The organism is Borrelia nietonii YOR (assembly GCF_023035795.1).
Classification (GTDB): Bacteria; Spirochaetota; Spirochaetia; order Borreliales; family Borreliaceae; genus Borrelia; species Borrelia hermsii.
Window position 1 is genome coordinate 1 of sequence record NZ_CP073156.1, and the last position, 12488, is coordinate 12488.

Below are 12488 nucleotides of genomic sequence, written 5' to 3' on the forward strand. Positions count from 1 at the left end.
TTTATAATTTGTTAATAGTATAGAATGTTTATCCATTTATATAACTCATAAGTTTCCACATATAACTCATAAGTTTGCTACTAAAAATTAATAGTTTACATAAAAACTCATAAGTCTATTCTACCTTTTTATACAAAATTAATAGTTTGCATAAAAAACTCAATAATTGCCTTAAAAAAAATATATAGTTACCTCCCTCTTTTCTATATTAATAGTATTATACTTATATATATATATGTTCTCTCTCTAAAAATTTATTTATTAATAATATACCTTATATCCCTATTTATAAAATTAACCCTGATGAATTTATTTTAATTAGTAATCATCTTATTCTCTCTTCTAGCACTATTCACGATTTACTCGGAATTATTATGGCTTCCGGTATACCTTTAACACATTTAAAAGATCCTTTTATAAAAATATTTTATACTTTTAATAACAATATTATTACTTATACATTAAGTAATGGTCTACAGTTTCAACAATATTCTTTACTCAAGCCCAATGCTATTGCTACTTCCATTAAAAATTTAAATAAAAATATTTTATCTTCTATTCATGCATACAAAATTAACTACATCGCTAAAAATATATTCAACTTCTCTATCACTACAAAACATATAATTTCTATCTACTCTTTGATTGCTAAGTCTAAAATTACCTTCAATATATCTATTACAATAATACTCATCTCAATATCCTATTAGATAATCAACCTTGTATACTAGACTTATACGAAAAAATAAACTATATTAAGTCTTTTAACAGACTAAAACTTAATAAAAATAACCTAGATCTATTTAAAAACCATACTAATAAAACTCTCTCTACTATCGCCTCTCTGGTTGAATCTTTCTTCCTTGATCAAACATCAAACAAAACCTACATACCCTCAAATCTTATATTAATCTACACCTCAAACAACTTGGTATACCTTATAAATCTACTAATAGATTGCAAAAACTACTATTCTCTCATATATTTTTGTAATAAAACAATGTACATTTTTGTGACAACTCTTAAAAAAAATACATAAAAGAAAATAACTTTGTTCATCTTAGTAGTAACAATTTGGTAACAACTATATATGAAAATATCTATATTTGTACAAATTTATATTTTTTTTGTACTATTGCAGTGAAATCCTAAAAATTTTTTCAACTCCCTAGCTTAATATCAATTAGTAAAAAGACTTACTTCATACTAATTACCACTAAAAATATTGAGTATTTAGATAAAAAAGCAGAAATACCTACAAGGAATCCCTACTTGTCAAAACTCATTCCAATGAATAAGCAACTTATTATATTACTTAGATTTCACTACACTACTGGAATCTTCTTTTATGCAATCAAAAATATCTTTTAAACATTTATCAACTGTTTTTCTTACAATAGATACTATCTCATTTACAGTTTTACCAACTACTCCTATTAATACTGCACTCACTGCTTGTCCTGGTGCATGAGTAGCAACAGTTGCTAATTTACCATCCTTTGCCATTGCCCTTAATGCTAAACCTGCTGCTATTGCTGATGCATTTGTTTTAATATCATCATGAGCATTTGTATCATCTTTAGTAGCAACTGCAATGTCATAAGCATTTTTTGCTGCACTAATATTACCTGCTTGCTTACTTGTATCCTTAGCTGCTTCAATTACTGCTAATATATCTGCACCACTAGCTGCAATTACTGCTCTCCTGGCTCCACTTAGTGCCTTAGCATCACCACCAACATCACCAGTGCCTTTAAATAACTTTGCAATCTCTTTAGAGTCATCAATAGTTTTATTAGCATTTCCTTTTGGCTCAGTACCAGCTTCCTTTGCTGCTTCATAAATTAAGTTAATCCCTTCAACAAGACCCTTTACACTTGCTGTATTTGCTGGTGCTGCATCCTCAGTATCACCAACATTACCACCAACTTTACCATTAGCACTACCAGTAGCATCCTTAATTTTCCTTGCTCCTTCAACTATCTTTCCTAAAGTATCAATTGCCTTAATAATTGTAGTTTCAGCTTTGTCTTTTATTAAATCAAATTGCTCATTTCCCTTTAGCTCTTCTAATTTATCTTTAGCTATTTTCACTGCTTCTCCAACCTTACCTAATTGTTCTCCCACTGCTTTTTTAGTTGTATCCGCAGTAAGACCAAATGTTTCTTTTAGTAAATTTCCAAAAGAAACAAAAGCATACAAAAATAATTGTCTTGAGCTTGCAATTACTGCACTTAAACTTTTTCCTCCTGTAGCTGCCTCGCCATCCTTACCTGCTTGTGGTTGTTGTCCACTGCCACAGCTAAGAAGTAAAAATAAAGTAATAAGTATAGTTATATTAAAGTTTTTAATTCTCTCACTTAATCTATGCTTCATATTATAGTCCCTCCTTATTGCAAGATAAAAATAAAGTCATTAATAACTCACTTAAAGTAATTCTTTTCATTATTACGTGCCTCCTTATTTTTTCTCAGGGGAACAAGATGGTTAACAAACTTTGAATAAAATAAAAAAAGCTAAGAACATAGATACTTTAATATTACAGAGACTGTGTGTGATACAACAATTAATGAAATTAAATTGTATTTAATGAATAATTAAATGATTTTGATAAGAAAATAATTGACAAAAAATCAATTAAATAAAAGGCTAATTAAATAAATTTACTTTACTAATAATGACATTAATGCTAAGAATATTCCTATATTAAGGGTAATAAGGGTACCAAACATCCAACCATGCAGTCTTAATGTACTCTTAAGTTCCATTTTGTTAACATCAATCTTATTATCTAAATCTTTAATGTCAGATTTTAATTCACTTCTGACTGTATCGACTTTGGTATCCAAGTCTTTAATATCAGATTTTAATTCACTTCTAACTGTATCGACTTTGGTATCCAAGTCTTTAATATCAGATTTTAATTCACTTCTGACTGTATCAATCTTATTATCGAGTTCATTGAATTTAGTATCTATCTTGATGTTAAGATTATTCTCAACATTATCTATTTTACTATCAAGATCTCTAATATCAGATTTTAATTCATTTCTAACGTTGTCAATTTTACTATCAAGATCTCTAATATCAGATTTTAACTCATTTCTAACGTTGTCAATTTTATTATCAAGGTCTCTAATATCGGATTGTAAGGTTGCTTCTACCTTTTCAAGTTTAAGGTTAAAAGTAGTCTCTAAATACTCAATATCCTTGTAAGTAAGTTCATTCTTATAATATCTATAAGATAAATCAATAGCAATATCTCTATTGATACCAGCTCTAGTAAGTTCTGCTATAACCATTTGTTGTGTAATAACAGGTTGTGCAAGTCCCATAAAATCTCCTTATTTGATTATTATATAATATTTTAAGTGTTATAGGAACCTTCTTTTAGTAAAATGTGATTAGCAGCTAATGCCCCAGCTTCATTAGTATTGTCACCAGAAACATTACCTGTCTTGACTTTAGTATTTTTGATTTTATTAATCATAGACCATGGATCTGCTTTAGCTACTTCAGCTGCTAGAGCAGGACCTGAATTAGCATCAGGAGCGGCACCAGCATTTTTACCAACAAGTGCAGTAGGTGCAGTAGCACCACCACCAGCTACCTGCCCACCAGCATCTCCAGCATTAATCTTTACTCCAGACTTATTTGCTACATCAATAATTGCATTTACATTTTCAATTATTGTATTAACGCTAGCCTCTTGAGCAGGTGCAGTAGCACCAGCAAGTTTAATTAGAGCAGCAATTAGTTGTTCAAAGACATCACTAGCACTGTTAATTGCACTCTTAACAGCTTCAATTGTGCTGCTATTAGCATTTTTTGCTTCAGATATTTTATTTGATAGCTCTTTTAACTTATCCTTAGTAGTTGTAAGTCTATCTCCGATCGTCTTAAAGTGTTCACCAACTTTACTTCTCTTATCACCCGATTTAACTGCTGTAAGTCCAAAAGCATCCCCAATAGCATTTCAAAAAATGCCAAAAATCTCTTGGAACCCATGTCCTATCTTAACTAATGAATCAAAGAAAGAAATTTTAGATTCAACAGCAAATTTAACTTCTTAAAGTTAATTACAACAATATAGAAGGCATCTTAGATTTATATCTAAGATGCCTTCTACTCTTATTTTTAAGCAATTAATCTATCTATTTTATTGCTGACCTACTGGTTTTGGAGTTCTTGCTTCATCTATTTTTTCTTTCGCTGTTTTAAGAACATTCTTTACTGTCTTTTTAATTATATCTTCTACTGCTACTAATAGTTTATTTACTGCTGTTATTCCTACTCCTTGTACTTCTTTCCCTCCTCCTGTAGCATTATCAGCTGCGCCTGCTGCTAGTTTACCTGTCTTAACTAATGAGCGTAGTGCTATTCCTCCCGCTACTGCTGCTGCTTTTGCATTAGTTTCACCTGCTAAGTGAGCTGCTTGACCTCCTTTGGCAAAAGAAATTGCACTTGTATCTACAGTCGCATTTCCAACTAATGCTGCATCACTTTTTTGTGCCTTAGCTAATGCAGCTGCTAATGCTGCTAAGGCTAATGCTAAAGATGGGACTATAGCAGGAGCTCTTGCTTTAAGAGCAATGGCAAAGGATGGTAAATTTGCTAATGCAAGTGCCGATGATGGTGGGGTTGTTGCTGCTGAGATTAAAGGAGCAGCTGTAAGTGCCGTTACTAAGGCATTAGATACATTAACTATTGCGATAAGAAAAACAATTGACGGGGGGGCCTTAAAATAATTAAAGAAGCTATGAAAATTAATGCTAATGATACTCCTATAAGTCCTGAGCATAGTACCCTTAAAGCTATTACTAATAACTAGTTAATAGTAAATTTAAAGGATAAAGTTATTGTAAGGGAATTGCTTTTCTTGTTTTTAATGCAGGGGTGTAAGTTTGCCTTATTAAGTAAAAGGTAAGAGCCAGGAGAAATAAAGTCAAGAAATAGAAAACTAAGGGCATAGTTTTCTTAGCTTTTGTTTCTATCTTATTCACAGCTTTTTAACTATCTTGTTCCTTCACTTAAATAGAGCAATAAGAAGGCACGTAAAAAAATGAGAAAAAGAATAAGTGCAATAATAATGACTTTATTTATGGTATTAATATCATGTAATAATGGAGGGCCAGAGCTTAAAAGTGACGAAGCAGCTAAGCCTGACGGAACAGTACTTGATTTGGCAAAAATAAGTAAAAAAATAAAAGATGCTAGTGAGTTTGCAGCAAGTGTAAAAGAAGTTCATACTTTAGTTAAGTCAATAGATGAGCTTGCTAAAGCTATTGGTAAGAAGATTAAGTCCGATGGGAAGTTTGATGCTATGGCTGGTAAGAATGGATCATTGCTTGCAGGGGTATATAATGTTGCGTTGGATATAAATAGTAAATTGACAGTATTAGATGTTAAGGCTGGACTCTCTTCTTTACTTAAGACAAAGGTTACTGCTGCAAAAACTAGTGGTGAATCATTCTCAAATAAATTAAAAACCGAACATACTGACCTTGGCAAAGAAGATGCTACAGATGCTCATGCAAAAAATGCCATAGATAAAAACGATAATACTGGAGGTAAAGGTAAGACTGAGCTTATTGCCCTAAACACAGCAATAGATGAGTTATTAAAGGCAGCTGAGGGTGAAGTAGAAGCTGCAATTGCAGAGCTTACAACTCCTGTTAAGGGAGAAAAACCTTCTCAAAATAACTAACTAGGAAATAAATAAGTTAAGTAGTTATTGTAAGATAAGTTAATTAAGTAAGCTGTAAGAGCTGGTAAAAATAAAGTCAAAAAGGAATAGGAAGCTAGGAGCGTAATGCTTTTAGCTTCTGATGTTATTTAGGGAGTGTTTGATTGTATATCAAATTATTTATATGAGTAAAGATTGAATATAAATAATTGCAAGTATGATATTAAGAGTATATTTTTATTGTAATCAAATAATTAACTATTTTAAAAGTAAGCTAAATGTGTGGTAAGGGCAAGAGGGAAATTATAAAGTTTAGATAATTAATACTAGTTTTATGTCAATGCCCGACAAGATATTTTTGTCCCGTTTTTAGTATTACAAAGTAAGATTATTGTATCATTTTTGGGAATTTATTTTTTTGTAATTTAGAGTAAGTGGTGTATGTTTGCCAATAATTATTGTATCTCAATATTGAGATACAAAATTCAAGTAATTTGATATCTCAGGAGGTAAATGTGAAAAAGAGTATTTTAGCAGTATGTATGTTAACGTTATTGTGTTTGTTATCATGTGATATAGATGCCCTTAATGAATTGCTAATCAAAGCAAGGGAAAAATTTTCAGATGAAAATAAAAATATAGAAGGTTCAGGCCATAATCAAGAAGATAAAGAAGAGCAATTAGATGTTGTTAAAAATATGGAAGAAAGAGGAGTACGTCAAGTGGTTCAGGGCGATCCTGTAGCATCTGTTAATGATGTTATTCCGGTATTGCAATATCCCCAACAAGAAACGATAGAAATAGGGGGCAAAGATTTAATTCCAAGTACTAAAAAAGAAAAGGAAGCAGAAGCAGAAATTGAAAAGGTAAAAAGTGCTCTTGGTAATTATGAATTTGCTAAATTAATTGAGGACGCATGTAAACTAAAAGGTGAATATGAGCAATTAGAATCTAGTTTTTATGATATACTCTCAGACCTCCAAAGGAAAACAAATAGTTATCCTCGAAAAAGTAGGATAGAGAGACAGAACCTAATTCAATTGCAAAATAAGTTAAAGATAAATCTTGAACTTGAAAGACTTATAAATCAAGTTGAAGAAGGACTTAACGAGCTACAGTCTGCAAAATTCTTTTTTGAGAAAGCACAAGGGACTTTAAAAGAAGCTATTGCTGAAAGATTAAAAAATGCATTACGGCCTTCTTTCAGAAGAGTAGCTAATTATTTACTAGTACAATTATCCAGAGAAGCACAACGATATGCAGGAAATTCTTTAGGACAATTAGAATCTTCTTCTATAAAGCTTAATGAAGCAAATGCAAAAAAGAAAGAGATAGAAGAACTCATTGAGGAGGCAAAATCTTCTCTAGCGAGTTGAGAGATAAAAAGGTACTTAAGTAGATTCTAACATTAGTTTTTTAAATAAGAGTTTCCTGTAAAAAGGGAGCTCTTATAGATTTATTTAAATAAATGTAATGTCCTTAGGTTGAATTTATTTAGATACTAATAGATTATTTTAAAGGTTTATGGGGATATGCTTTGTTGAATACTGAGATCGAGAAAGAGAGCTTATTAAATCAGGAATATAAGGTTTTAGACAAAGGTTTTTTTAAAGTCTATTGACTATATGGGTAGTAACGCAAGAATTTCGTATCGAGGAGAGAAGCATTAAGAGGGAAGATAATGAGCTTATCGATTATTTAATCAGAAATGAACAATCTATCATATTTTGATATAGCTCGTAACAAGATTTTTGACTTCTCTTTAAATTACTTATTATATCCTTTGTAAAGTTATGTGTAATTCCTTAATCCTCACCTTGACTATTTTCAAGATATTTGAATCTTTATGTCTTATTCTAAAGGCATATGAACTCTTATCTCAGCAAACTATACGAACCAGAAAACTCATTAATCCTTGCTGTTCTATGTCTCATCCATTGTCCTGCAACAAATATGAAAGCCTTAACATAAAATGTAAACACTACCAAATGGACTTATATGTTATGTGTAAAGGAAGTTTCTAGAATGGCTTTGCTCTTAAGCTTGTGTACTGAATGGTATTTGGCAGATTGATTTAAATAATCTTTTTCATTTTATCAAATTAAGATTGGGGATGTTTATACATTGCTATAAAAATTTATTGTCTTTAATATTATCAAGTTTAGTGTTAGTTATATGAATTATTAGATAGCGCACACCATATTTTGTAAATATTTTGATTTTAAGCAGTTTTATGCTGCTAAAGAAAGTTAGAGGGGATAAGTAATATTTCTTCCATGTGGTTCTTCTGCAAGAAATTTTGACTATTAATCCTTTATTTTGTAAAAGTTCGGTTTTCCAATATTTGGTGAGGTTGCATCATTAACACCGATATTTAAATTATTTTTTAATGCTCGTATGGTAAAGATAACTAAGTTCTGAGAGTATTGAGAGTGCATAAAGCTTTATTTTTATTTATGATAACAGGATAAAGGGCGTGGGGCAGTTCTGAAACAACAGCAACTACACCAAACGGAACAGTTCTTGATTTGAGAAAAATAGGTAAAAAGATAAAAGATGCTAGTGATTTTGCAGCAAGTGTTAATAAGTAGAGACCTTAGTTAAGCCAATAGATGAACTTGCTAAAGCTATTGGGAAGAAAATTAAGCAAAATTCCGGAGACCTTGAAGTGGATAATGGTAAAAATAATAAGAATGGGGAGTTAGTTGCAGGAGCATTTCAAGTAATGTTGACTGTGAAAGCTAAATTGGAAAAATTAGGGAACATGCCTGAAATTTCTGAAGAGCTGAAAGGCAAGATTACTGGTTCTAAGAGTAGATGTAAAGAATTTGTGGGTAAAGTAAAAGCAAATTCTGATATTTCTGAAGCATAGGGCTACAGATGCGCATGTAAAAAAGCTATAGATCAAGTAAATACTCCTGCTGGAGAAAAAGGTTGTGCTGAACTTGTTAAACTTAACAAATCAATAGGTGAGTTGTAACGCAGCAGTAGAAGCTGCAATTATTCCTGTTAAGGTAGCAATACCTGTTTAAAATAACTAAATCATCAGAACTATCGCTAGCTGATAGTTTCCTGTGCCGAAAACAAGAAAATAGTTTCCCTTAAATGATTTTATTTTTCCCAGCTCTTACCTTTTATTTAATTAACTTATCTGATAATAACTACTTAAATTATTTATTCCTTTAATTAGATAATGCATAAGTTAAAAGGAGGCACGTAAAGAAATGAGAAAAAGAATAAGTGCAATAATAATGACTTTATTTATGGTGTTTATGTCATGTAATAATGGAGGGCCAGAGCTTAAAAGTGACGAAGTAGCTAAGCCTGATGGAACTACTTGATTTGGCAAAAATAAGTGCAAAGATAAAAGAGATTAGTGCTTTTGCAGCAAGTGTTAAAGAAGTTCATACTTTAATTAAGTCAATAGGTGATCTTGCCAAAGCTATTGGTAAGAAAATTAAAACAGATGAGACTGGGACTTTAGAGTCTTCTACGGCGGATCAAAATGAACAGTTAGTTGCAGGGGCATTTCAAGTGGTATCAACCGTAAAAGGTGAATTGGAAAGTTTAGTGCAAGTAGATGGAATCTCAGATGACCTTAAGGCGAAGGTTAATGAGGCCAAGAATGCAAATGATGGTTTATTAAGTAAATTTAAGAGTTCTGCAAAGGATAACGAAAGTGTTAAAAAAGATGAAGAGGCAAAAAAAGTTATAGATCGAACCAATGCTTCTGCTACTGAGCTTAAGAAACTTGACACAGCAGTTGATGAGTTGTTAAAAGCTGCTAATGAGGCGGTAAGTGCTGCAATCGCAGAGCTTACCGCTCCTGCTAAGTCTTAGCTAAGGGAATAAATAATTTAAGTAGTTATTATAAGATAAGTTAATTAAGTAAGCTGTAAGAACAGGTAAAAATAAAGTCAAAAAGGAATAGGAAGCTAGGAGCGTAATGCTCTTGGCTTCTGATGTTATTTAGGATATAAATTGTTCTAATGGTTAGATTTAATGTGATCGAATTTCAAGTTTTAGATTAGAATTATGTTTTATTGTGAGTTAAGACATTAAAAAATGTGTGCGCAAGTAATAATTGTGAAAATAAAAAAATTAAGTGCGATAATAATGACTTTGTTTTATTTGTATCTTATGGTAGTGCAGGACCAGCAGAGCAAGGTCAAGTAACTAAGTCTGACGGAACAGTACTTGATTTGGCAAAAATAAGTGCAAAGATAAAAGAGGCTAGTACTTTTGTAGCAAGTGTTAAAGAAGTAGAGACCTTGGTTAAGTCAATAGATGAGCTTGCTAAAGCTATTGGTAAGAAAATTAAGCAAAATTCCGAAGACCTTGAAGTGGATAATGGCAAAAATAATAAGAATGGAGAGTTAGTCGCAGGAGCATTTCAAGTAATGTTGACTGTGAAAGCTAAATTGGAAAAATTAGGGAACACGCCTGAAATTTCTGAAGAGCTAAAAGGAAAGATTACTGATTCTAAAAGCAAATGTAAAGAATTTGTGGATAAAGTAAAAGCAGATTCTGATATTTCTAAAGCAGAGGCTACAGATGAGCATGTAAAAAAAGCTATAGATCAAGTAAATGCTCCTGCTGGAGAAAAAGGTGTTGTTGAACTTGTTAAACTTAACAAATCAATAGGTGAGTTGTTAAAGGCTGCTAACGCAGCAGCAGAAGCTGCAATCGCAGAGCTTACAGCTCCTGCTAAGTTTTAACTAAGGGAATAAATAAGTTAAGTAGTTATTATAATGATAAGTTAATTAAGTAAAAGGTAAGAGCTGGCAAAAATAAAATCATTTAAGGAAAACTCTTTTCTTGTTTTCGGCACAGGAAACTATTAGCTAACGATAGTTCTGATGATAATGCTAATGCATAAGTTAAAAGGAGGCACGTAAAAAAATGAGAAAAAGAATAAGTGCAATAATAATGACTTTATTTATGGTATTAGTAAGCTGTAATAGCGGTGGGGTTGCGGAAGATCCTCAGAGTAAATTTTTAAAGTCAGTAATAGACTTAGGTAATGATTTTTAAATGTGTTCACATCATTTGGAGATATAGTTTCCAAGGTATTAGGTTTTAGTACAGAGACAAAAAAGTCTGATGTTGGGGCTTATTTTAAGACAGTACAAGATACTATACAAGGCACTAAGGATAAACTTAATAAAATTGTTACTGACATGAAGAGTGAAGGCAATCCTAATGCTTCTGCAACTGAGACCGCTGTTAACAAACTAGTTACTGAAACATTTGATAAGATAATTGACGGAGCAAAGATTGCTAGTGATGCTATTGGAGATGCTAGCGACCCAATTGGTAATGTTGCTTCTCAAACAGTTGCTGGTGTTGTTGCTGAAGAAGCTTCGGTTAAGTCTCTTAGTGAAGGAATTGGAAAGATTGTAAATGTAGTACTTAAAAATATAGGAAGTGTTGATGCTGGTACCAATAAGAAAGCTGAAGATGGTAGCGCAAGAGGTAATAATGATGGAGCAGCGAAGTTGTTTGGTAATGCTGCTATTAATGCTGATTCAAAGAAATCAGGTACTGATGCAGCAAAAGCAGTCGGAACAGTAACTGGAGCTGACATATTACAAGCTATTTCTAAAGGCAATGAAGGCAAAGCTGTTAAATTGGCTAAGAATAATGCCGCTAATGCTGCTGATGCCGCTAATGCTAAGGATGCAGTTATAGCAGGAGGAATAGCTTTAAAAGCAATGGCTAAGAATGGTAAGTTTCCTGGTGGTGAGGCCGGTGGTCATGATGATTATGCTGCTGAAATTAAGGGTGCAGCTGTAATTGCTGTTACTAAGGCATTAGATACATTAACTATTGCGATAAGGAAAACAATTGACGGGGGCCTTAAAACAGTTAAAGAAGCTATGAAAATTAATGCTAATGATATTCCTATAAGTCCTGATCAGAGCGCTCCTAAAGCTACTACTAATAGTCAGTAAAGAATTATTAATAAAAAAATCAGTACTAAAAATAATAAAGTCGCTTAAAGGAAACACTTCTCTTATTTTGATGAGGCAGACAGGAAAGATGTTTTCTTGTTAAATTAGGTAAGATAATAATGACTTTATTTATGGTGTTTATGTCATGTAATAATGGAGGGCCAGAGCTTAAAAGTGACGAAGTAGCTAAGTCTGACGGAACAGTGCTTGATTTGGCAAAAATAAGTAAAAAGATAAAAGATGCTAGTGAGTTTGCAGCAAGTGTAAAAGAAGTTCATACTTTAGTTAAGTCAATAGATGAGCTTGCTAAAGCTATTGGTAAGAAGATTAAGGACGATGGTAGTCTTGAGGATGAGACTAATCATAATGGAGCATTAGTGACAGGGGTATATCAATTAATATCAGATGTAAAGAGTAAATTGACAAAATTGGAAACAGGGGCTAGCAAATTTGCTGCTCTAAAGGAGAAAGTTAGTGCTGCTAAGGCCTCAAGTGGAACATTCTTGGATAAATTGAAAGGGGAAAGTGACCTTCGTAAGGAGGGTGTTACTGATGCACATGCAAAGAGTGCCATACTTGTAACAGATGCCACTAAGGATAAAGGAGCAAAGGAACTAGGCGAGCTCAATACAGCAATAGATGAGTTATTAAAGGCAGCTAATGAGGCAGTAGAAGCTGCAATTAAAGAGCTTACAACTCCTGTTAAGGGAGAAAAACCTTCTCAAAATAACTAATTAGGGAATAAATAATTTAAGTAGTTATTATAAGATAAGTTAATTAAGTAAGCTGTAAGAGCAGGGAGAAATAAAGTCAAAAAGGAATAGGAAGCTAGGAGCGTAATGCTTTTA

General features: G+C 32.2%; 7 protein-coding genes and 7 pseudogenes. 9 read left to right on the forward strand and 5 right to left on the reverse strand.

The genetic code is table 11. The annotated features are described in order from the left end of the window. Nucleotides 1-1311: 1311 nt before the first annotated feature. From bhYOR_RS06545 to bhYOR_RS06560, 4 genes and pseudogenes are all read right to left on the reverse strand, one after another. Nucleotides 1312-2376, reverse strand: a complete 1065-nt coding sequence (locus bhYOR_RS06545) for a variable large family protein (protein WP_025434368.1) — start codon at nt 2374-2376, stop codon at nt 1312-1314. A 287-nt stretch (nt 2377-2663) separates the two neighbouring features. Continuing rightward, a complete protein-coding gene (gene bdr, locus bhYOR_RS06550; RefSeq protein ID WP_025400430.1) occupies nt 2664-3335 on the reverse strand; it encodes a Bdr family repetitive protein in 672 nt (223 codons plus the stop codon). 74 nt (nt 3336-3409) lie between these two features. Continuing rightward, nucleotides 3410-4063 (reverse strand): annotated as a pseudogene (locus tag bhYOR_RS06555) (variable large family protein); the annotation flags it as partial. Between the two features lie 96 nt (nt 4064-4159). Next, nucleotides 4160-4504: pseudogene (locus bhYOR_RS06560) on the reverse strand (variable large family protein); the annotation flags it as partial. A 16-nt stretch (nt 4505-4520) separates the two neighbouring features. Here bhYOR_RS06560 and bhYOR_RS06565 point away from each other — a divergent pair. From bhYOR_RS06565 to bhYOR_RS06575, 3 genes and pseudogenes are all read left to right on the forward strand, one after another. Further along, nucleotides 4521-4831, forward strand: a pseudogene (locus bhYOR_RS06565) (variable large family protein); the annotation flags it as partial. A 231-nt stretch (nt 4832-5062) separates the two neighbouring features. Next, nucleotides 5063-5707 (forward strand): Vsp/OspC family lipoprotein, encoded by a 645-nt coding sequence (locus tag bhYOR_RS06570; RefSeq protein ID WP_025434370.1) that lies wholly within the window; start codon nt 5063-5065, stop codon nt 5705-5707. Between the two features lie 494 nt (nt 5708-6201). Then, nucleotides 6202-7062: a P12 family lipoprotein gene (locus tag bhYOR_RS06575; protein ID WP_025434371.1), complete on the forward strand. Its 861-nt coding sequence runs from the start codon at nt 6202-6204 to the stop codon at nt 7060-7062. A gap of 504 nt (nt 7063-7566) precedes the next feature. On the opposite strand, the pseudogene bhYOR_RS06580 reads toward bhYOR_RS06575, so the two are convergent. Next, nucleotides 7567-7671, reverse strand: a pseudogene (locus bhYOR_RS06580) (FAD-dependent thymidylate synthase); the annotation flags it as partial. Between the two features lie 614 nt (nt 7672-8285). Between bhYOR_RS06580 and bhYOR_RS06585 the strand changes: the two are divergent. The 6 genes and pseudogenes from bhYOR_RS06585 to bhYOR_RS06605 form a co-directional block, all read left to right on the forward strand. Continuing rightward, nucleotides 8286-8558 (forward strand): annotated as a pseudogene (locus bhYOR_RS06585) (Vsp/OspC family lipoprotein); the annotation flags it as partial. 352 nt (nt 8559-8910) lie between these two features. Beyond that, nucleotides 8911-8979: pseudogene (locus bhYOR_RS08475) on the forward strand (Vsp/OspC family lipoprotein); the annotation flags it as partial. A 34-nt stretch (nt 8980-9013) separates the two neighbouring features. Continuing rightward, the gene (locus bhYOR_RS06590; protein WP_330378882.1) at nt 9014-9526 is read left to right on the forward strand and encodes a Vsp/OspC family lipoprotein; all 513 of its coding nucleotides are present in this window, start codon (nt 9014-9016) and stop codon (nt 9524-9526) included. A 227-nt stretch (nt 9527-9753) separates the two neighbouring features. Next, nucleotides 9754-10404 carry a Vsp/OspC family lipoprotein gene (locus bhYOR_RS06595; RefSeq protein ID WP_236842443.1) on the forward strand — a complete coding sequence of 217 codons (651 nt, stop codon included), beginning with the start codon at nt 9754-9756 and terminating at the stop codon, nt 10402-10404. A 184-nt stretch (nt 10405-10588) separates the two neighbouring features. Further along, nucleotides 10589-11640 (forward strand): annotated as a pseudogene (locus bhYOR_RS06600) (variable large family protein). Between the two features lie 119 nt (nt 11641-11759). Beyond that, nucleotides 11760-12374 (forward strand): Vsp/OspC family lipoprotein, encoded by a 615-nt coding sequence (locus bhYOR_RS06605; protein ID WP_025434372.1) that lies wholly within the window; start codon nt 11760-11762, stop codon nt 12372-12374. Nucleotides 12375-12488: the final 114 nt, after the last annotated feature.